Origin of the sequence: uncultured Thiothrix sp. (assembly GCF_937873765.1) — a bacterium.
Classification (GTDB): Bacteria; Pseudomonadota; Gammaproteobacteria; order Thiotrichales; family Thiotrichaceae; genus Thiolinea.
The window spans coordinates 1-19,392 of record NZ_CALMZC010000060.1 but is presented as its reverse complement, the minus strand read 5'-3'; the positions used below and the strand labels follow the sequence as shown (position 1 = coordinate 19,392).

The following is a 19,392-nucleotide window of genomic DNA, read 5'->3' as shown; positions in this document are numbered from 1 at the left end:
TTAATCCAGCTAATTTGTAAACCAAAGGTAAAGTTACTCCCATCGCAGTAGCTACTGCGCAATACTAAGAAGCATGAGTACAGAAACTATCCTTGGGAACCACAGAGCTTTAACGCTGGATGTTCTGAATTACTTAGATCAGGGCATTTCCGTCTTTGACGAAGATTTACGCCTATTAGCGTGGAATCGGCGCTTATTCGATTTGCTACAACTGCCTGAAGCCTTTGCACAACCGGGTCTATCCATTGAAGTGATATTTCGTTTTAATGCAGAGCGGGGTGAATATGGTGAAGGTCATATTGATGAGATCGTCGCTGAACGAATGCGGCTGGCGCGTACTTTTGCACCGCATGTGTTTGACCGAGTGCGTCCTGATGGAACAGTGATTGAAGTCCGTGGTAATCCTTTACCGAATAATAGTGGCTTTGTCACTACTTATACTGATGTGACTCAGCAGCGCATGGTCGAGTTAGACTTAGAGCGTCGCGTCGAGCAACGTACCGAAGAATATCGTTTAGAAAGCGAAGCGCATCGCAAAACCGCCGATGCTTTGCGGAAAAGTGAGCTTTGGATTCGCCAGATTGCTGATGCTGTTCCTGCTTTAATTGCCTATGTGGATAAAAATGATAATTACCAATTTATCAATCATATGCATGAAGAGTGGTTTGGCCTGAATCGTAGTCAATTACTCGGAACTTCTATTTTTGATTTGGTGGAAAATCGTAATCTCGAACAATTTCATAAAGATGTAGATGCCGTTCAGCAAGGCAAAGAAGTTCAAACCGAATATGTGTTGGGCCGTAAAGGACGTAGCCCACTGGATGTTTCCATTTCTTTTATTCCGCATTTTGATGAACAAGGGCAAATGCTTGGGTATTTCTTCCTTGGGCAGGATCTGACGGAATACAAACAGACACAACGCGAATTAGTTGAATCGCAAAAAATGCAAGCCCTTGGGCGTTTAACGGGTGGCATGGCACATGATTTTAATAATCTCCTTACGATTATCTTAGGCAATCTTAATTTCCTCGAGGAGGATGAAGAGTTAGATTTAGAGGAAATGCGTGAAGCGGTGCAATGTAGTCTGCAAGCAGCTCAACGTGGCAGTGAATTAATTCAGCGTATGTTGACCTTCTCCCGCCGCCAAGCTTTAAAGCCGACAGCTACGAATGTGTGTGAGTTAGTGGATGATTTCAGTGTACTTTTGCAACGTACTTTGGGTGAAACCATTTATTTGCAAAAGCAACTAGCGGAGAGCTTGCCACCTGTGTTAGTTGATCGCAATCAGCTTGAAACTAGCCTGTTAAATCTAACCCTTAATGCACGTGATTCGATGCCGCGCGGTGGTCGTTTGATTATTCGCACAGAACTGTATCGAAAATTAGCCAACTCTAACTCTTTCACCGATTTGCCCGCGGGTGAGTATTTAATGCTCAGCGTGCGTGATGAAGGGGAAGGGATGACTGCAGAAACTATTAGCCGTGCCTTTGAGCCTTTCTACACGACTAAACCAGCCGGGGTGGGTACTGGTTTAGGTTTGAGTATGGTGTATGGCTTTGTGAAACAATCTGGGGGGGGGATTGAGATTCGCTCGCGCTTGGGGGAAGGCACGACGATTCGCTTAATTTTTCCGGTGGTACAGGAAACACCGACCCAACAGCAGCAGCGCCGACTACGCTTAAAGCAGAATGGTCAGCAGGCACAAGTTTTATTGGTAGAAGACGATGTGGGGGTTAGACAATTTGTGCAGCGTGCTTTGCACAAAATGGGTTATGTGGTCGATCTAGCTGAAAATGGCGATTTTGCGTGGGAAAAGCTTCAGCAGACTAAGCAGTATCAATTAGTGTTGACAGATATCATTATGCCCGGCTCTATTAGCGGTTTAGAGCTTTACTCACGGATTCGACAAGACTATCCTGAAACCAAAGTGCTGTGCATGACCGGCTACAGCGAACAGGTGGAGTCAACTTTGAGTGAGCAACACTTACTGCGTAAACCTTTTATGCGCAATCAACTAGCTCACAAACTGCAGGAGCTGTTGAAGGCGGAGCATGCTTGAATCATTAGGCATTACACCCAATCAAATTCTAATTGTCGATGATGAGCCAGGTATTCGCTCGCTCGTTAAGCGTTATTTTGAAAAGCACGGTATGGTCGTGCATTGCGCAGCGTCTGGCGAAGAAATGCATGCAGTACTGAATACTGAGACGATTGATATTGTTTTTCTAGATGTACATTTGCCCGGTAAAGATGGATTTGTGCTACTCGATGAAATTAAAACTTCGCATCAAGCAGGCGTGATTATGCTCACCATAGAAAATGATCTTGATGCACGCTTACATGGCTTAAATGGTGGTGCTGATGATTATATGCCGAAGCCTTTTGCCATCAGTGAACTGCATGCTCGTTCTAATGCTGTCTTACGGCGTTTAGGTCGATTTAAACACACGCCTAAACTTGAAACTAGTTGCTATCGATTTGCTGGCTATGCACTCGATTGCAAATTACGCGAAGTCCGTAATATTCACCAAGAACTGATTGATTTATCGCCTGCTGAAATTGACCTACTCTTAGTCTTCGTCAAGCATCCACAGACAGTGTTAAATCGTGATTATCTAATGCAGCAAACACGTGGGCGCGATGCCGCACCCTTTGATCGCACTATCGATGTGCGTGTTGGGCAGCTTCGGAAGAAGCTACCGATTGAGGATGAGCAGAGTCTGTTTAAAACCGTACGTGGCGGTGGGTATATGCTAACTCAAGCGGTAGAAAAAGTGCGTGGCCCGCAACTAAGCAGCTAAATCTTGTACATTTTCGGCTTGATTAAGTAATTCTAAAAAATACTTTTCTACGGCTTTGAACTGAGCAGCGGTAGATTCTTCTGCATACATAGCAGCACGAAACGCATTACTATTCGGCAAGCTTGTCGTGTACCAAGCGATATGCTTGCGTGCAATCCGACAGCCTGAATACTCGCCGTAAAAAGCATATAAATCCGCTAAATGTTGGACTACTACTGCGCGAATTTCCTCAAACCTAAGGGGAGCTAAATGCTTGCCTGTTTTTAGGTAATGCGCAATGTCTCTGAAAATCCACGGCTGACCTTGAGCAGCGCGACCGATCATTAAAGCGTCGACACCAGTCTGCTCTAAGACCTGTTTAGCTTTGACAGGGCTATCAATATCTCCATTCGCAATCACAGGAATCTTCAGAAGTTGCTTGACCTCACGAATGAGTTCATAGCACGCTTCGCCTGTATACATTTGTTCACGAGTACGGCCATGAATAGCTAAAGCAGCAATACCCGCTTGTTCAGCCCGTTGTGCAACTCTTAAAATGTTCTCTTGCCCATTCGCAAAGCCTAAGCGAGTTTTTAAGGTGACGGGTACTTCAACGGCTGCAACCACGGCATCTAAAATGCGGGCGACTAACTCTTCATCTTGCAATAAAGCCGAACCCGCTAGACGCTTACAGACTTTTTTCGCGGGACAACCCATATTGATGTCTACAATTTGTGCGCCGTTCGCGACTTGATAGCGCGCCGCTTCTGCCATTTGTTCAGGTTCAGAACCAGCGATTTGTGCAGAAATAGGGGCAAGCTCTCCTTCGAAATTAGCGCGAAACATCGACTTCTTTTGGGCATATAAGGTCATGTCGGAGGCCATCATTTCACTAATGGCATGCCCCGCGCCGAAATGTTTGCAAAGACTACGGAAAGGACGGTCAGTGACGCCAGCCATGGGCGCCACAATCAAATTATTGCTTAAAGTGTAAGGGCCAATTTTCATAGCGGCTCAGTGTATCAGCTTCTAGACGCGATTCGAGTCCAGCAGTTATAAGCGCTGTAAAACTTCCATCCGCTGCTGGATTTTCACTTGCCAGCTAGGTGTTAAGCCTTGGCAACGTGCTAGGCTACGCAGGATTAAAAAATTAGGTCGATGTTCTGCATAAACTTCCAGAAAATTGCGCAGTGAAATCGGATTAAAGCGTTCCATTAAATCCATACTATCGCCTACTTGCACTGAGCCTGCTTCCAATACGCGGTAATACCAACCATTAATATGCTGAGTAGCGATGAATTTCGCCAAGCGTTCATCATCGAATTTACTATTGATTTTCCAGCAAGGATTGCGGGGTTGTGAGACTTGCACGAGTGCGCTACCCATCCGATAAATATCACCGATATGTACATTGCCTTCATGCATACCAAGTACAGTTAGATTTTCTCCCATGCTGCCGATAGGCATGCGTGCAGCTAATTCAGGGAAAGCTGCGTGTAATTGTGCATAGCTTGGAATAGCGTATTGGTGCAAGGCTTTTTCCGTACCACCATGAACACGCCGATCCACTTGAATATCGCCTTTGATGCCCTGTTCATCTAAGTCAGCTACCTCGATAGAGTCTTTCCAAATGCCTGTGAAAGCCTGATTTTCCCCAATTCGCTGCGGCTTAGTTGTTGCATACAAATGTCCAACCACAAATGAACTCATGCTCCCTCTCCCCCAGTTGCATGATTTAAAAACTTGAGCCAAGTACGACTAATCCCATACTGATCAGGCTCGCAGCCACCAAGCGTTTTGGCCACTGTTCTTGTTCTTTTAGCACAAAAATCGAAATAATGCTGACTACTACTATCCCAGCATTGCTAAAGGTCACCGCAATAGCTGCGTCTAGATGATTCATCACTTGAATGATCAGGGCATAGGAACTACCAATGCATAAACCACCAATAAAAATCAGCCAAGTATTCGGTCGACAACATGGGACCCACTGTTTAGTCTCGTGCCAGTTCAAAACACTCATGACTATAAACGCTACCAGATAGCTAAGTGACACATACCCCAAAATGGCTGCAAAGGATGGCAGTTGTTGAATCAAGAGTTTGTCACACAGGGAATAAATACTAGTACATAAAGCAGCTAAAGCGACCCAAGGTAAGGCTTGAGCGGTTTGGGCTTGTTTTAAGCCGGTTAGCGCTAACAGCCATAAACCTACTAAGCTCAAGCCAATCCCTACACTCGCCAGCCAATTCGGTAATTGATTCCACAATAGCCAAGTCCAAATCACAATTAAGAGCGGCGAGCTACGTGCTAAAGGGTAAACAAAAGCAGCCGATGCAAAATGATAGGCATAGCGCAAGGCCACAAAGTACGCACTTAAGGCTAAGGCAGCTAAGCTATTCAACAGGATGAATTGGCTCGACCATACTACTTGGCTTAAACCATACATACCTAGAGGGCCAAGTAGCAGCAAATGTGCTAGTAAGCCCCACCAGAGGTAATTGCAAGGCGCAGGTACTTGGCGGGCTAACAAATTCCAAGTGGCATGCATCCCCACTGACAAAGCCAATAGCCCAACAGCGGAATTCATTGAGTTTTACTTAAATACCACGGAATACAGCTTTCCGTTTTTCCACAAAAGCGGCCATCCCTTCTTTTTGATCGACCGTAGAGAAGCTTAAACCAAAGGCCTGTTCTTCTAATAAACAGGCTGTTTCTAGCTCTAAATCCTGGCCGCGAATCACGAGCTGCTTACACTTTTGTACGGCTAAAGGGGCTTGTGCAACAATTTCACGAGCAATTTTCAACGCTTCATTCATCAGTTCATCGACCGGATAAACATGATTGACTAAGCCCCAGTCCAAGGCTGTTGCCGCATCAATTCGTCGTCCTGAGACTAATAGCTCTAAAGCTTTGGAGCGCCCCACGAGGCGACTTAAACGCTGAGTTCCACCAAAGCCCGGGGTGACTCCTAAAGCTACTTCAGGTTGACCGAATTGGGCTGTTTCAGAGGCAATAATCCAATCACAACTCATAGCTAGTTCACAGCCGCCCCCTAAAGCAAAACCATGCACGACGGCAATTACTGGAATCGGTAAGCCTTCTAAACTGCGGAAGGCTTGCATGCCCTTGCGCCCAAAGGCTTGACCCTCAATCGCGCTTTTAGACTGCATTTCTTTAATATCTGCCCCTGCGGCGAAAGCTTTTTGCCCTGAACCCGTTAGCAGCAAGACGCGTGCATCGGTTTGAGTTTGCAGATAAGTAGCGGCGGTGTGAATCTCCTCTAGCGTTTTAGCATTAAGCGCGTTGTAGTGAGCAGGGCGATTGATCGTTAAGCAGTAGATACCAGCTTCCAGTGTTTCTAATAAGATGTTTGTAAATTCCACGAGTGACTCCTCCCAGTAGGCTGGCTAGAGTATAACGGTAGTCAGCGGGAGCTGCTATGTAACAACCGTTCAGCGCAAATATCCCAATTCAAAACAGTGCTATCAGCTGTTTGTGCTTAAAAATGATATTCTTAAATACTGATAAACCCCATAAAATTTAGGAGGAGCTGCCAGTGTACCAACAAGTGGAGCAGCGTTTACGCGCCATTGAACAACATCAACTACATGCCGCTTTGCGAGAGAGCCGCACCGGTCTAGAGAAAGAAAGTCTACGAGTCACCCCTAATAGTACCTTAGCCCAAACGGATCATCCCAAGGTTTTAGGTTCAGCCTTAACCCACCCTTGGATTACCACGGATTATTCAGAAGCTTTGATTGAACTAATTACACCACCGCAAGCACGTGCACCTGAAGCTTTGGATTTTCTGCTAGATATTGAAACTTTTGTATATCAGCATTTGGATAAAGAGCTATTGTGGACAAGTAGTATGCCTTGTGTGTTAAACGGCGAAGATGATATTCGGATTGCTGAATACGGTAGCTCTAATGCAGGTTTGATGAAGCATGTCTATCGGCAAGGCTTAGCTTGGCGTTATGGTAAGACTATGCAAGTTATTGCAGGTATTCATTTTAATTATTCGATTGCCGAATCCTTTTGGGCGCCTTGGCAAGTTATAGAGGGGCATCAAGGTAGTTTGCGCGAGTTTCGTGATGAGCAGTACATGGCGCTCACGCGGAATTTATTACGTTATGGTTGGCTGATTATTTATTTGTTTGGTAGCTCACCTGCCATTTGTAAAAGCTTTCTGGGAGGGCGCAAAGCACCCGAAACGATGCTGGAGCTGAATGAGTACACCCTCTATGAACCTTACGGTACTTCGTTGCGGATGGGGAATATTGGCTATACTAATAGCAAAGAAAATGCGAGTGGAGTTCAAGTGTGTTATGACTCTTTGCAATCTTACACCGATAGCTTATGGCAAGCCATCCATGCGCCTAGTACAGAATATGAAAAAATTGGGGTAAAAGTCGACGGTGTCTACCGTCAGTTGAATACCAATATTTTGCAAATTGAAAATGAATATTATAGTACGGTGCGTCCTAAGCAGCCCTTACAGCGTTTTGAGAAACCCGTAAATGCTCTGCAAGATCGTGGTATTAAATATGTAGAACTGCGTTCGGTGGATATTAATGCTTTCCATCCAGCAGGTTTGACCCATGAGCAACTCCGCTTCTTAGAGGTGTTTATGCATTTTTGCTTATTGCAAGCCAGTCCGCTGATTGATGCGGATGAGCGCAAAATGATCAATAGCAATCAAATGTTAGTCGCCCATCAGGGGCGTAAACCCGGTTTAATCTTAGAGCAACCCGAACGCCAAATTAGTCTAAAAGCTTGGGGGAAGGAGTTATTAGAACAAATGCTCCCAGTAGCGGATTTGTTAGATAGTGTTCATCAAGAAACTACCTATTATTCTGCAGTGCAACAAAATATTGAACTGATTAAGGATTCTGCACTCACTCCTTCTGCACAAATGCTCCGGGAAATGCATGAAAAGGGTGCAAGTTTTTTTAGCTTTGCTCAAGCTAAATCTCGCCAACATCGTGATTTTTTTATAAAAAGATCTTTATCTGCTGAGCGTGAAGCGGAGTTTATTCGGATGGCGGAAGACTCATTGGATCAGCAACAACTCATTGAAAAGTCGGATAAAATCGGTTTTGATCAGTTCTTGCACGCTTATTTTTCTGGTGAGCTATAAGTAAATGAGAATTGGCTTATGATCATAAGCTGAAAATGGACACGAAATTTATCAAGATTTTTCTTTCCTTGAATCAAAACTACTATACACTAGTAATTGTTCAGGGTTTTATACCTGAAATGTTGCGGGTAATTTGTGTGTCTGCTTGCCCGCCGCTAAATGATTTCCGCAGCACACAATAGATGAGATGACTACAATTGAATATTTACGTTGGAAACCTGGCCTACTCGACCACTGAAGAAGACCTCCGTAGCATTTTTAGTGCCTTCGGTGATGTTAGCAAAGTTAGCATTATTAAAGATAAAGAAACTGGCCGGTCAAAAGGTTTCGGTTTCGTAGAAATGCCTGACAACAGTTCAGCGCAAGCGGCCATCAATGGCTTAAATGACACCGATATTGGTGGTCGTAATGCCAAAGTAAACGAAGCTAAACCACGTGAAAACAATGGTGGCGGCGGTGGTGGTGGTCGTCCTCCACGTCGTGACGGTGGTTTTGGTGGTGGTGGTGGTCGCGGTGGCGACCGTGACGGTGGCGGCTATCGTAATCGCTATTAATTAGTGCTTTACCCAAATACCGTAAAGGCTGGTCTAGTATCAGCCTTTTTTATGTTTATTTTATCTAAAAATGTAATATTTTAATCTTTTTATATCACTTTAACAGAAATACTCCCTACGGCATACTGGCGCAAATCTTTAATTTTCAGCCTGAATGAGAGCAGTTATGACCGTGTTGAGTGCACAACAATTAGAGCGTATTACCTCCGCCGTCACGGATTTGAGTCCTGTCCAACTGGCTTGGTTGGGTGGCTATCTTTCGGGTTTATCAATGGGCAAGGATAATGTGATTCCTTTCCCGCAACGCAGTACAGCCGCTGTCACCACAGCGAATATTGCGCCCGTAGTGAGCACGGCTGCGGCTGTTAAAACTTTAGTTCTGTATGGGACACAGACTGGAAATGGCAAAAAAATCGCGGAGCAGTTAGCCAATCAGTTAAGGGCTCAAGGTGGTGATATTAGCCTAAGCAGCATGAAGGATTATCGTCCTCAACAGCTTAAACAAGAACAACGTCTGGTTATGGTGGTGAGCACTCACGGTAATGGTGAGCCGCCGGATGATGCACGCGCTTTCTTTAATTTTATTCAGTCTGCACGTGCACCGCGCTTAGAAAAACTCGAATACACGGTGTTAGCTTTAGGTGACTCTAGCTATGATGAATTTTGCCAAGCGGGTTTAGTGTTAGATACACGCTTGGCTGAGTTAGGTGCGAAGCGCGTGTTAGAGCGTGTCGATTGCGATGTTGATTTCGCGAAAACGGCCAAAGTTTGGCAAGAAAAGGTTTTAGAGCAATTCAAACCGGCCACGGAAGCAGCCAACACGCAATTCCTAGCTAACCCTGTCGCCACGAGTGTTAATGAAGCTTTATATTCTAATCAGAATCCGTTCAAAGCGGAGTTACTGAATAGTATTGTGCTCACTGATACCGGTTCGAGTAAAGAGGTACTGCATTTAGAGTTTTCACTGGAAGGTTCGGGTATTCAATACCAGCCCGGTGACATCTTGGCAATTCAAGTGCATAACGATGCGGGCTTAGTCGATGAGGTGTTAAAGCAGGGTAAATTCACGGGTTCTGAGGCGATTAATGTCGATGGACAAAGCATAGATTTGCGCTCAGCTTTAACCTGTAAATTAGAACTATCAACGGTTACTAAGCGTCAGTTGAAGCAGTATGCGCAACGGATTAATCAGGCTGAATTACTCGCTGCGCTTGAAGACAAAGAGGCGCTGAAAGATTTCTTGTGGGCGGCGGATTGGGCGGATGTATTACACCGCTATCCTAGTAAGCTAGAAGCACAGATCTTGGTCGAGTTATTACGCCCCTTGCAAGATCGTCAATATTCGATTGCTTCTAGCCCGAATGCACATCCGGATGAGGTGCATTTATTGGTGAAGCGCGTGACTTATAAGTTCAATGGTCGCGAACATTTAGGCACGGCCTCTAATGGCTTAGCAGCGTTGCAAACGGGTGAGGTGAGTAGTGTCTATATCAAAGAAAATCCCCATTTCCGTTTGCCGCCTGATCCGCAGACCAAACTCATTATGATTGGTGCAGGGACAGGGGTAGCCCCTTTCCGTAGCTTCTTGTTTGAACGCGAAGCTCAAGGCTTAAGTGGAAATACTTGGTTATTCTTTGGTGAGCAACACTTCCGTACCGATTTCCTCTATCAAACCGAATGGCAAAGTTTGCTGCAATCTGGTGTGCTAGAGCATATGAGCGTGGCTTTCTCTCGTGATCAAGCCGAAAAAGTCTATGTACAGAATCGCTTACTAGAAGCGGGCGCTGAAGTGTATCAATGGCTGCAAACGGGCGCGCATTTGTATGTTTGTGGTGATATGCACGGCATGGCGAAAGATGTGCATCAAGCTTTATTGAATATTGCGATTCAATATGGCGCTAAAACCCCTGAGCAAGCCCATGACTGGTTAGAGTTATTAATTGCTGAGCATCGCTATCAGCGGGATGTTTACTAAAACCAGTCTGAATTGATAAAGAAAAGGGGTCGATACGCCCCTTTTGCCCTTAAGCTAATCTTAAATGCCAACGATGATCTAACTCACTCACCTCTGCATTGAAACGTTCACATTCCTCGCGTTTCAATGCGCTATAAATCCGGCGGAAGTCTTCCCCAAAATATTCAGCAATAAAGGCCGAATTTTCAAAAGCTTCCAAGGTATCATACCAATTTAAGGGCAAGGTATTGCTTTGCTCGCCATAAGCATTGCCTTCTGCGGCTTGACCCGGATTCAATTGATTTTTAATCCCATGATGCAAGCCGGCTAATACTGCAGCAACGGCTAAATAAGGGTTCGCATCTGCACCAGAAGCGCGATGTTCAACATGGCGACTCGCAGCCGAACCGGTGGGTACGCGGAAGGTGACACTGCGATTATTAATGCCCCAAGTCGCTGCAGTCGGTGCATAACTATTGGCTTTAAAGCGACGGTAGGAGTTCGCGTGGGGGGCAAAAATCGCCATGCTGTCTTGGACAGTTGCTGCCATGCCGCCAATGCTATGTAGCAGTAATTCATTGGTTTCGGTATCACCCGTACTCATCAAGTTCATACCATCTGCATCATTCACGCTCACGTGAATATGCATGCCACTGCCTGCACACTCAGTAAAAGGTTTAGCCATAAAGCATGCCAGCATGCCGTGTTGTTCGGCGACCCCTTTAATTAAACGTTTGAATTGAATCGCTTCATCCACGGCTTGCAAAGCATCCTTGCGATAAACCAAGGTAATTTCAAATTGCCCTGGTGCATATTCAGAGATAGCCGTTTCAGCGGGTAAGCCTTGAATCGCGGCATATTTATAAATATCGGCAAAGAAGGGGCGCATCGCTTCTAAATCATCAACGCTATAGACCTGAGTTTGGGTGAGCGGCAATTGATTGCTAGCGGTAGCAGGGACGACTTTGCCCTGTTTCCACGCTTGTGCATCCAGTAAATAAAACTCTAATTCGCAGGCTAGTGCAGGGTACAGATGATCGGCTTTGAGATAGGCAATAATCTCCGCTAAGCATAAACGTGGATCAGCCGCAGCAGCAGGCATACCGGCGACTTTATCCATACTAACCAACACTTGCCCAGTATTGGGTAGCCACGGGCAGACTTTTAAAGAATTGAGTACTGGTTTAGCAAGACAGTCCATGTCTGCCACTTCCCAGACTAAACCGGTGGTATCAACATCTTCACCCAAAACATTTAAAGATAGAATCGAGCTAGGTAAGGGGCGGCCATTTAGGAATAAGGCATGTAGTTCGTGTGGGCGCAAGAATTTGCCTCGGGCAATGCCATTAATATCGGTCAGGATCAGCGCAATTTGGCTTAAATGTGGATGTGCACTTAAAAAGCTGGTGACTTCAGGTGAGCGAGCAGGTGCAGTCGGTTGCATGGTCAGTCCTTAGTATAATTCTTGAATGAAGGCATTGAGGCTGTAGATCAGTTTATCCATATCAGCGATTTGAGTAGCCGGACAAGCGAGCATCATATTGTGAAACGGGGTAATCATAATACCGCGATTGAGTAGATACAGATGAATACACTGCTCTAGCTCATCATCAAAAGCTAACTCCGCTTCATGACCAGTACGTGGTATTTTAGGGCTGAATTGAAATTCAACCCGTGCACCCAACTGCGTGATACACCAAGGTAATTCATATTTTGTGATCACATTTTTTAAGCCTTGAGCTAAATATTCTGCCTTAGCAATCATGTCTTGATAGGCTGCTGCGGTCATCACTTGCTCAAGATTCGCGCGCATCGCCCGCATGGTGAACATATTGGCAGAAAGCGTGGTTCCCATACCACTATGTCCATGACCAGCATGCTCTTCAGGGTGATTGGAGCTTTTGAGATGTTGCATTTTTTGTGCAACCTCGCTACTAACACCAAACACGGAACAGGGTAAACCGCCTGCAATTGGTTTACCAAGCACAAACACATCCGGCTCTAAGCTAAAACTTTGGGTATAGCCACCATAACCTGTTGAAATCGTGTGTGTCTCATCAATGATTAACAGCGTGCCATGTTTACGGGTAAGGCGGCGCAATTCGGCATGGAAGCCTACATCGGGTAAGACCATGCCAATATTAGTCATCGCTGGTTCGCATAAAACGGCGGCAACATCTTTAGTTTGTAGCGCTACTTCAAGTGCAGGCAAATCATTAAACTCCACCACACGCATGTATTGGGTAAGATCCAGTGCTTGGCCTTTTAAACCTTTACGGTGCACAGTTTTACCGTTTTGCAGGCGTACCATGGTTTCATCGACCGTGCCGTGATAGCAGCCATCAAATACTAGAATGACTTTACGCTCAGTGACTGCGCGTGCCCAACGTAAAGCCCAGCGATTCGCATCAGTTGCTGTGGTAGCCACTTGCCAATAGGGTAAGCCAAAACGCTCACTTAAATGCTTGCCAACCACAATCGCATCTTCACTTGGCAGCATGCTGGTATAACCGTGAGCAGCATGTTCAGCTATGACTTGAGCAACGGGTTCAGGCGAATGTCCAAACATACACCCAGTATCGCCTAAGCAAAAATCTGCATAATGATGCCCATCGACATCCTTGAAATATGCTCCCTTCGCTTCCTGTACAAATAACGGGTAGGGAGTTGACCAATCCGCCATCCAATGCATGGGCACACCGCCATATAGATACTGCTTAGCTTGTTCAGCTAATTGAGCCGATTGAGGATGGTGTTGACGAAAAGTCTCAGCTTCGCGCTGAGCGAGTGCAGCTAGTTTTGCGGGTGAATAGGTCGGTGTCATAGGCAGCTCCAAGTGACTAACAGTTGGCTATTTTCACCGAATTGTGATCACTTAAGCAAACACCCTTTCAATATGACTGACTAAATTCAGAGCCAAATCATTATTCGGTAAAGGCTGGTGATAGAGCGCTATATAGAAATGTGGTAACTCGGGTAAGAGGCTATGATGTGGCAGATGTTTAACACCACTGTTTTGGGTTTGCTCAAGCTGTGCACCCACACACATCCCAGCACTAATCATCGCATTTTTGGCAATATCATCATCGGTGACTACTACATCAAACCAGTCAATATTGGCTTTTTCTAAAGCTTCGATTGCAGAGGCGCGGAAAATACAGTCTTTAGTGAAAGCAATCGGTAGTGGGCGCTTTTTCCAAGTACAGCCTGTTTCTGAACCTGTCCAAAGCAAAGCTTGGCGGCTAATTATTTTACCCCCATCCGGTTCGCGTTCAGTGGTGAGAATAATATCGAGCTGACCCGTGGCGAATTGCTCTTTGAGATAAATCGTCGGATCGGTAGTGAGTTTGATCTGCGCTTTTGGAAAATCGCGGCTAAACGTTGCTAGCACTTGTGGAATATAAGGATTAATAATATCCGAAGGTACCCCTAAGCGAATTTCACCTTCATATTCAGGGGCAGTCATGCGTCCCCAGGCCTCGTCATTCAATGCCAGCATTTGCCGCGCGAAATGGAGTAGCTGTTCACCTGCTGCATTGGGTAATAAGCGCTGTACTGAGCGATCAAACAGGGGTTGTTCTAGGCTAGTCTCCAAACGCTTGATCTGCATACTAATCGCCGATTGAGTCATATTTAAGCGTGAGGCGGCACGCGTCATACTGCCCGCATCTGCAATCTGCACGAAGCTGCGTAAGGTGGCTAAATCAAAATTACGAATCGGTTTCATGCGCTTGTTTACCTATCAAAATTAGTGAAGTCATGATTCAAAATTACTAGTTTTATTAATAGAGCAGTGTCCTGTTAAAGTCAATATTTGTTAAGTTATTAAAATTTTATTTCACAAATAGTGATGGGTAGTATCATGAAGCCTTATAGTGCATTAATGAGTGTCCCTTTCGGGGAATGGCCTAGGTTTAGGTTTAAAAAATTGGCTGAGCGGTTTAAGTATTGGCAAATTTTACAAGTCTTAAGAGTACAGGTCGCCAAAGAGCGCACAGAACTTGCTAATTTGCCAGACTATATCTTAAAAGATATTGGTGTGATCGCTGGAGATGCTTGGCTGGAAAGTCAGCGGAGTATTGATGATTTACCACTATATCGTGTTAAGCAGGCTTTGCGTCATGCTTGAGCACGGGCTCTAAATGTATATGCATCAAGCCTGCTAGGCTTACTCGAATCCATCATTGGCAGGGTTAGGTCTCAATCTCGCTTTTTCAGAGGGTTAATGAGTAATGATTTATTAAGAGTCAAGTTTCTCTAAGTTAGACTAGCTGACTCTACTTATTGAATCAGTGATTTCCTAGAGGGAGATAGATGGTTTCGCTCAATACTACTCTTTGGAGATAGAGGTTTGACCCTGTTATATTTAACTGTTATTAATGGAAACTGCTCGTTTGATATTTATCAATCGCGATTAATAGCCGCTAGGAGGAGGTGGTATAATGAGTCGTATGCCTATTGCCAGCTTGCTTGGTTCTTATCTTCAGTTATCTATTCAGTGTGACTCTGCTCCAGTTATTCGTCCTAGCTTATTTTTAGTTTTAAACTCTAATAACAATTTAAGTTTAGAAAACGCACAGGAGCTTCTATGAAACGGAGACGATTTCTCTCTAATACCTTAGCAGTTAGCGCGACAGGTATCGCTATTAGCAGTGGCTTAATAAGCCCAAGCTTAGTTTTTGCCGCTGAAGAGCCAAATACTAATCCCTTCGCTGCCAAAACTTTAGATGAAGTTTTGAAAATGATTAATGCTGTAGATGCTAAGCCTTCTACTGATGTGCAAATCAAAGCACCAGAAATTGCAGAAAATGGTGCGGTTGTACCTCTGACCGTGAGTTCCTCAATGGAAGGTGTGACGGGAATTAGCATTGTAGTTGCAAATAATCCTACCCCCCTAGCAGCTACCTTTACCTTGCCTGAAGGTACTAAGGCTGAAGTCTCCACGCGCATTAAGATGGCTAAAACTTCAGAAGTCATGGCTTTAGTACAAACTAAAGATGGTTTGTTTAGTGCTAAACAAGAAATCAAAGTCACTATCGGCGGCTGTGGTGGTTAATTAGGAGAGTTCAGGATGGCAAGTGTAAAACTGAAAGCAAAAGCATTGGAAGGCGGTTTGGTTGAGGTCAAAGCTTTAATGACTCACCCGATGGAAACTGGCTTACGTAAGGATTCGGCAGGTGAATTAGTGCCAGCGCATTACATTACCGAAGTGGTCGTGACCGCAAATGACAAAGAAGTGTTGAAAACTAATTGGGGTGGTTCAGTCTCGAAAAATCCTTATCTAGCCTTTAATTATAAAGGTGCAGTGGGTGATAAAGTTAAATTAACTTGGAAAGACAACAAAGACGCTACGGATTCTGCGGAGTTAACCGTGGAGTAGTTTGGCTCTAACGCTAGGAGAGGAGCGTATTATGAAAAAACTATTATTGCCCGGACTGCTCATGAGTAGTCTTGCTCTGACGGCTGTCTATGCAGCTGAGGAGCCGAACGCCGATGCTTACCGTGAGATGACCTATGGGGATCGGGATGCGAACCCAGCTTTATTGGTTGTAGATCGTGGTGAGGAGTTATTTAAGGAAAAGCGTGGCCCCAAAAATGTTTCGATGGAAGAATGCGATTTCGGGTTAGGTAAAGGGGTAGTTAAAGGCGTTTATGCCGAGTTACCTCGTTACTTCCAAGACACGGATCGTGTGCAAGATTTAGAGTCGCGCATGATCACTTGTATGACTACGATCCAAGGCTTTGACGAAGCTGAGCTTAAGAAAAAAACCTATGCGAATGAAAAGTCTAATGAAGATAACACTGATTTAGAAGCTATCGCTGTTTATATCGCTTCCCAATCGGATGGGATGAAAATCAATCCACCCACTGCACATCCTAAAGAGCAGGAAATAATTAAAGTGGGTGAAGCCCTCTTTTATCACCGCACGGGTCCTTTAGATTTTTCCTGTGCCTCTTGTCATGGCGCTGATAAAAAGCGCATCCGTTTACAAAATTTGGGTAACTTCTCGAAGGCTGGTCATGATGCCCAAAAAGCAATCGGTGGTTGGCCGACTTATCGGGTCTCACATGCAGCCGTGCGGACGATGCAACATCGGATTTGGGATTGTGAGGGGCAAATGCGCTTACCTGATACCGAATATGGTGCACCTTTAAGCGTGGCCTTAATTGCTTATCTGACCGCGCAAGCGAAAGACGGCGCTTATGTTTTACCCGGCATGTCACGTTAAGGAGTAGGCCATGAAAAAACCAATTTTAGCTAGCTTAGCCTTAATCATTCTCGCAGGAGGTGCTTGGGCGGCAGATGATGATAAAGCGATTCAAGCTTTAGTCGATCAATACATCTCTACAGGCTATCAGCAAGGTGAAAAGCAGCATTCAGAGCGCCTAAAACAAGATGAGACCTTAAAAACCTGCTCTGAAACGCGGAATAAGCCTTCCGATGATCAGGCCAAAACCATTATGGAGCGCGAGAAAGCCACGATTAAATACCCTGAAGGCAATAAAATGCTGGGTAATTGGGAAAAAGGCAAAGAAGTATTTAATACGGGTTTTGGTATGCGGGTCGGTGTGATTGCGCCTGATAAAGCGGATAAGCCTCGAGGTGGTAACTGCTATGCCTGCCATACGGCTGATCCTAAAGAGGTTGCAGCAGGAAATATCGGTAACTCACTTACTGGCTACATCAAAGTGCGTGGCAATAGCGAAGAAGTTGTTAAGTATACTTACGAAAAAATCTTTAACTCTCAGTCTTATGTAGCATGCTCGAATATGCCGCGTTTTGGACACAACGGTGTGCTCAGCCCTGAGCAAATTGCCGACTTAGTGGCCTTCTTGGTTGATCCTGCATCACCAGTAAACAAATAAATCTAGCCAGCCATGCTCAAGTTTGTACTTGAGTCTTGGCTTTATCCAGTATCAAGTTTAGTTGAGGGAAAGACCCTATGGGCATGAATCGCCGTGAGTTTTTGCAATTATTAGCGGCTGCGAGTGTAGCGGGCTTTCATCTCAATCCGCGTCTGAGTTTTGCAGCAGATAAGCCTACTAATCCGTACGAGTTGCCAGCCTTTGGGAATGTGTCTTTGTTGCATTACACCGATTGCCATGCGCAACTTTTACCGATTTATTATCGCGAGCCGACTGTGAATTTAGGTTTCGGCAGTATGCTGAATAAGCCGCCTCATTTAGTGGGTGAGAATTTTTTAAAGTTTTATCAAATCGAGCCTAAAAGCTTTGATGCCTATGCCTTCGCCTCTTTAGATTTTGCCGAAGCTGCGAAACAGTATGGCAAAGTGGGTGGCTTCGCCCATCTTAAAACCTTAGTCGAGCAAATTCGTGCGCAACGCAAAGGTGCTTTGCTCTTAGATGGGGGAGATACTTGGCAGGGCTCATGGACTTCCTTAAAAACTAAAGCCCAAGACATGGTAGATGCCCAATTAGCTTTGGGCGTGAATGTTATGACCCCACATTGGGAAATGACCTATGGAGCAGAGCGCGTTAAGCAGATCATTGAAAAAGACTTCGCAGGTAAGATTGATTTTGTCGCGCAAAATGTTATGAGCACCGATTTTGAAGAGCCAGTATTTGCTCCGTATGTTATCAAAGAAGTAAATGGCGTGCCGGTTGCGATTATTGGGCAGGCTTTTCCGTATACGCCGGTTGCCAATCCTAAGCATTTTATTCCTGAATGGAGTTTCGGCATTCGTGATGATCGTATGCAGGAAATGGTGAATGAGGCACGTGGCAAGGGCGCGAAACTAGTCGTTGTGCTGTCACATAATGGTATGGATGTTGACTTGAAAATGGCGAGTAAAGTCACCGGCATCGATGCAATTATGGGGGGACATACACACGATGGTGTATTTCAACCAGTAGTGGTGGAAAATGCAGGCGGCAAAACCTTAGTCACTAATGCAGGCTCAAATGGTAAGTTTTTAGGTGTTTTGGATTTAGAGGTGAAAGACGGCAAAGTAGCTGACTATCGCTACAAACTCCTGCCAGTTTTCTCTAATTTACTCACGCCTGACCCTGAAATGCTTAAGCTGATCGACAAAGTCCGCGAACCTTTCAAAAAGGAATTAGCGGAAGAATTAGCAGTCTGTGATGAAGTACTCTATCGGCGTGGTAATTTCAATGGCACGTTCGATCAACTGATTTGTAATGCCTTGATGGAGCGTTTGGATGCACCGATAGCCCTCTCACCCGGCTTCCGTTGGGGGACGAGTTTATTGCCCGGTCAACCGATTACTTTCGAGCATGTTGCTGACCAGACCGCAATCACTTACGGCACGGTCACACGGAATGAATTAACTGGTGAAACCATTAAATCGATTTTGGAAGATGTGGCTGATAATCTTTTTAATCCTGATCCCTACTATCAACAAGGTGGGGATATGGTGCGGGTGGGCGGCTTGAAATTTAGCTTTGATCCGACCGCGAAAATGGGTGAGCGTGTTTCTGATTTAGAATTAGCTGGAACTGCTTTAGATATGACTAAGAAATATCCGGTTGCCGGTTGGGCTAGTGTTCAAGAAAGCGTGCCAGAGAATAAGCAGATTTGGGAAGTAGTCGCTGATTATTTGCGTGATAAAAAGACGATTAGTAAAGTCGAGTTGAATACGCCGAAGCTGAAAAATGTGGAAGGGAATCAGGGCTTGGCGGTTTAAGTTGTTAGTCACCAACAGCATCCTGATTTAGATGCTGTTGGCTGTTTGTTGCTCTAGTTGTTGGGTTCGGTGATTTCATTAACCACTTCAATACGAGTCTCAGCAAGGTAGAGCAGGCTTGCGAATAAGAGAATGGACTTGCCCTGGGTGTGGGGCAGTGCATGATAGAGATGTGAATGCAGCCAAGAATATTCTCGCGCTCGGACATGAGCGTCTCGTAGGAAGAATCCCCTTCCTTTAGGGCATAAGTATCTACACAAATTGTCGGACGGTTTTTTTCAGGCCGTCCAATTGT

General features: G+C 45.1%; 19 protein-coding genes and 1 pseudogene. 13 read left to right on the top strand and 7 right to left on the bottom strand.

What is annotated here, in order from left to right; translation table 11 throughout:
- The first annotated feature begins 73 nt into the window (after positions 1 to 73).
- Positions 74 to 2,059, top strand: a complete 1,986-nt coding sequence (locus tag Q0307_RS17740; RefSeq protein WP_298662485.1) for a PAS-domain containing protein — start codon at positions 74 to 76, stop codon at positions 2,057 to 2,059.
- The gene (locus tag Q0307_RS17735; RefSeq protein WP_298662482.1) at positions 2,052 to 2,801 is read left to right on the top strand and encodes a response regulator transcription factor; all 750 of its coding nucleotides are present in this window, start codon (positions 2,052 to 2,054) and stop codon (positions 2,799 to 2,801) included. The genes Q0307_RS17740 and Q0307_RS17735 overlap by 8 nt, the downstream gene beginning before the upstream one ends.
- Here the strand turns inward: Q0307_RS17735 and dusB are convergent.
- From dusB to Q0307_RS17715, 4 genes are read right to left on the bottom strand one after another with little or no spacing between them, the layout of a single operon-like run.
- Positions 2,790 to 3,788, bottom strand: coding sequence for a tRNA dihydrouridine synthase DusB (gene dusB / locus Q0307_RS17730; RefSeq protein ID WP_298662480.1), 999 nt, complete (start codon positions 3,786 to 3,788; stop codon positions 2,790 to 2,792). The genes Q0307_RS17735 and dusB overlap by 12 nt on opposite strands.
- Before the next feature lie 45 nt (positions 3,789 to 3,833).
- Positions 3,834 to 4,490 (bottom strand): MOSC domain-containing protein, encoded by a 657-nt coding sequence (locus tag Q0307_RS17725; RefSeq protein WP_298662478.1) that lies wholly within the window; start codon positions 4,488 to 4,490, stop codon positions 3,834 to 3,836.
- A gap of 25 nt (positions 4,491 to 4,515) precedes the next feature.
- Complete coding sequence (locus Q0307_RS17720; protein WP_298662476.1) at positions 4,516 to 5,370, bottom strand: EamA family transporter; 855 nt, start codon at positions 5,368 to 5,370, stop codon at positions 4,516 to 4,518.
- A gap of 10 nt (positions 5,371 to 5,380) precedes the next feature.
- A complete protein-coding gene (locus tag Q0307_RS17715; protein WP_298662474.1) occupies positions 5,381 to 6,166 on the bottom strand; it encodes an enoyl-CoA hydratase-related protein in 786 nt (261 codons plus the stop codon).
- Positions 6,167 to 6,339: 173 nt separating this feature from the next.
- Here Q0307_RS17715 and gshA point away from each other — a divergent pair, with 173 nt between their 5' ends.
- From gshA to Q0307_RS17700, 3 genes are all read left to right on the top strand, one after another.
- A complete protein-coding gene (gene gshA / locus Q0307_RS17710; protein ID WP_298662472.1) occupies positions 6,340 to 7,923 on the top strand; it encodes a glutamate--cysteine ligase in 1,584 nt (527 codons plus the stop codon).
- 197 nt (positions 7,924 to 8,120) lie between these two features.
- On the top strand, positions 8,121 to 8,477 hold the full coding sequence (locus tag Q0307_RS17705; RefSeq protein ID WP_298662470.1) for an RNA-binding protein: 357 nt from the start codon (positions 8,121 to 8,123) through the stop codon (positions 8,475 to 8,477).
- A 166-nt stretch (positions 8,478 to 8,643) separates the two neighbouring features.
- On the top strand, positions 8,644 to 10,452 hold the full coding sequence (locus tag Q0307_RS17700) for an assimilatory sulfite reductase (NADPH) flavoprotein subunit (protein WP_298662468.1): 1,809 nt from the start codon (positions 8,644 to 8,646) through the stop codon (positions 10,450 to 10,452).
- A gap of 49 nt (positions 10,453 to 10,501) precedes the next feature.
- On the opposite strand, the gene Q0307_RS17695 is transcribed toward Q0307_RS17700, so the two are convergent.
- The 3 genes from Q0307_RS17695 to Q0307_RS17685 are packed head-to-tail and all read right to left on the bottom strand — an operon-like array spanning position 10,502 to position 14,158.
- Positions 10,502 to 11,875 (bottom strand): glutamine synthetase family protein, encoded by a 1,374-nt coding sequence (locus Q0307_RS17695; protein ID WP_298662465.1) that lies wholly within the window; start codon positions 11,873 to 11,875, stop codon positions 10,502 to 10,504.
- Between the two features lie 9 nt (positions 11,876 to 11,884).
- On the bottom strand, positions 11,885 to 13,255 hold the full coding sequence (locus Q0307_RS17690; RefSeq protein ID WP_298662463.1) for an aspartate aminotransferase family protein: 1,371 nt from the start codon (positions 13,253 to 13,255) through the stop codon (positions 11,885 to 11,887).
- Positions 13,256 to 13,306: 51 nt separating this feature from the next.
- Complete coding sequence (locus tag Q0307_RS17685; RefSeq protein WP_298662462.1) at positions 13,307 to 14,158, bottom strand: LysR family transcriptional regulator; 852 nt, start codon at positions 14,156 to 14,158, stop codon at positions 13,307 to 13,309.
- 135 nt (positions 14,159 to 14,293) lie between these two features.
- Here Q0307_RS17685 and Q0307_RS17680 point away from each other — a divergent pair, with 135 nt between their 5' ends.
- The 8 genes and pseudogenes from Q0307_RS17680 to Q0307_RS17645 form a co-directional block, all read left to right on the top strand.
- Positions 14,294 to 14,560 (top strand): hypothetical protein, encoded by a 267-nt coding sequence (locus Q0307_RS17680; RefSeq protein ID WP_298662461.1) that lies wholly within the window; start codon positions 14,294 to 14,296, stop codon positions 14,558 to 14,560.
- A 313-nt stretch (positions 14,561 to 14,873) separates the two neighbouring features.
- Complete coding sequence (locus Q0307_RS17675; RefSeq protein WP_298662459.1) at positions 14,874 to 15,023, top strand: hypothetical protein; 150 nt, start codon at positions 14,874 to 14,876, stop codon at positions 15,021 to 15,023.
- A complete protein-coding gene (gene soxY, locus Q0307_RS17670; RefSeq protein WP_298662457.1) occupies positions 15,020 to 15,487 on the top strand; it encodes a thiosulfate oxidation carrier protein SoxY in 468 nt (155 codons plus the stop codon). Before Q0307_RS17675 ends, soxY begins: the two co-directional genes overlap by 4 nt.
- 15 nt (positions 15,488 to 15,502) lie before the next feature.
- Positions 15,503 to 15,811, top strand: a complete 309-nt coding sequence (gene soxZ, locus Q0307_RS17665; RefSeq protein ID WP_298662455.1) for a thiosulfate oxidation carrier complex protein SoxZ — start codon at positions 15,503 to 15,505, stop codon at positions 15,809 to 15,811.
- Between the two features lie 31 nt (positions 15,812 to 15,842).
- Positions 15,843 to 16,661, top strand: coding sequence for a sulfur oxidation c-type cytochrome SoxA (gene soxA / locus Q0307_RS17660; protein WP_298662454.1), 819 nt, complete (start codon positions 15,843 to 15,845; stop codon positions 16,659 to 16,661).
- Positions 16,662 to 16,671: 10 nt separating this feature from the next.
- Complete coding sequence (gene soxX, locus Q0307_RS17655; RefSeq protein ID WP_298662452.1) at positions 16,672 to 17,298, top strand: sulfur oxidation c-type cytochrome SoxX; 627 nt, start codon at positions 16,672 to 16,674, stop codon at positions 17,296 to 17,298.
- A gap of 77 nt (positions 17,299 to 17,375) precedes the next feature.
- Positions 17,376 to 19,097: a thiosulfohydrolase SoxB gene (gene soxB, locus Q0307_RS17650; protein WP_298662451.1), complete on the top strand. Its 1,722-nt coding sequence runs from the start codon at positions 17,376 to 17,378 to the stop codon at positions 19,095 to 19,097.
- 97 nt (positions 19,098 to 19,194) lie between these two features.
- Positions 19,195 to 19,338, top strand: a pseudogene (locus Q0307_RS17645) (zinc ribbon domain-containing protein); the annotation flags it as partial.
- Positions 19,339 to 19,392: the final 54 nt, after the last annotated feature.

What these genes read in the sequence shown, in the direction of transcription:
- Q0307_RS17735 (WP_298662482.1), top strand. Translation starts at nt 2,052, where the DNA reads ATGCTTGAATCATTAGGCATTACACCCAATCAAATTCTAATTGTCGAT.
- Q0307_RS17725 (WP_298662478.1), bottom strand. Translation starts at nt 4,490, where the DNA reads ATGAGTTCATTTGTGGTTGGACATTTGTATGCAACAACTAAGCCGCAG.
- soxY (WP_298662457.1), top strand. Translation starts at nt 15,020, where the DNA reads ATGAAACGGAGACGATTTCTCTCTAATACCTTAGCAGTTAGCGCGACA.
- Q0307_RS17690 (WP_298662463.1), bottom strand. Translation starts at nt 13,255, where the DNA reads ATGACACCGACCTATTCACCCGCAAAACTAGCTGCACTCGCTCAGCGC.
- Q0307_RS17695 (WP_298662465.1), bottom strand. Translation starts at nt 11,875, where the DNA reads ATGCAACCGACTGCACCTGCTCGCTCACCTGAAGTCACCAGCTTTTTA.
- Q0307_RS17700 (WP_298662468.1), top strand. Translation starts at nt 8,644, where the DNA reads ATGACCGTGTTGAGTGCACAACAATTAGAGCGTATTACCTCCGCCGTC.
- soxZ (WP_298662455.1), top strand. Translation starts at nt 15,503, where the DNA reads ATGGCAAGTGTAAAACTGAAAGCAAAAGCATTGGAAGGCGGTTTGGTT.
- Q0307_RS17720 (WP_298662476.1), bottom strand. Translation starts at nt 5,370, where the DNA reads ATGAATTCCGCTGTTGGGCTATTGGCTTTGTCAGTGGGGATGCATGCC.
- Q0307_RS17680 (WP_298662461.1), top strand. Translation starts at nt 14,294, where the DNA reads ATGAAGCCTTATAGTGCATTAATGAGTGTCCCTTTCGGGGAATGGCCT.
- Q0307_RS17740 (WP_298662485.1), top strand. Translation starts at nt 74, where the DNA reads ATGAGTACAGAAACTATCCTTGGGAACCACAGAGCTTTAACGCTGGAT.
- soxB (WP_298662451.1), top strand. Translation starts at nt 17,376, where the DNA reads ATGGGCATGAATCGCCGTGAGTTTTTGCAATTATTAGCGGCTGCGAGT.
- soxX (WP_298662452.1), top strand. Translation starts at nt 16,672, where the DNA reads ATGAAAAAACCAATTTTAGCTAGCTTAGCCTTAATCATTCTCGCAGGA.
- Q0307_RS17675 (WP_298662459.1), top strand. Translation starts at nt 14,874, where the DNA reads ATGAGTCGTATGCCTATTGCCAGCTTGCTTGGTTCTTATCTTCAGTTA.
- soxA (WP_298662454.1), top strand. Translation starts at nt 15,843, where the DNA reads ATGAAAAAACTATTATTGCCCGGACTGCTCATGAGTAGTCTTGCTCTG.
- dusB (WP_298662480.1), bottom strand. Translation starts at nt 3,788, where the DNA reads ATGAAAATTGGCCCTTACACTTTAAGCAATAATTTGATTGTGGCGCCC.
- Q0307_RS17685 (WP_298662462.1), bottom strand. Translation starts at nt 14,158, where the DNA reads ATGAAACCGATTCGTAATTTTGATTTAGCCACCTTACGCAGCTTCGTG.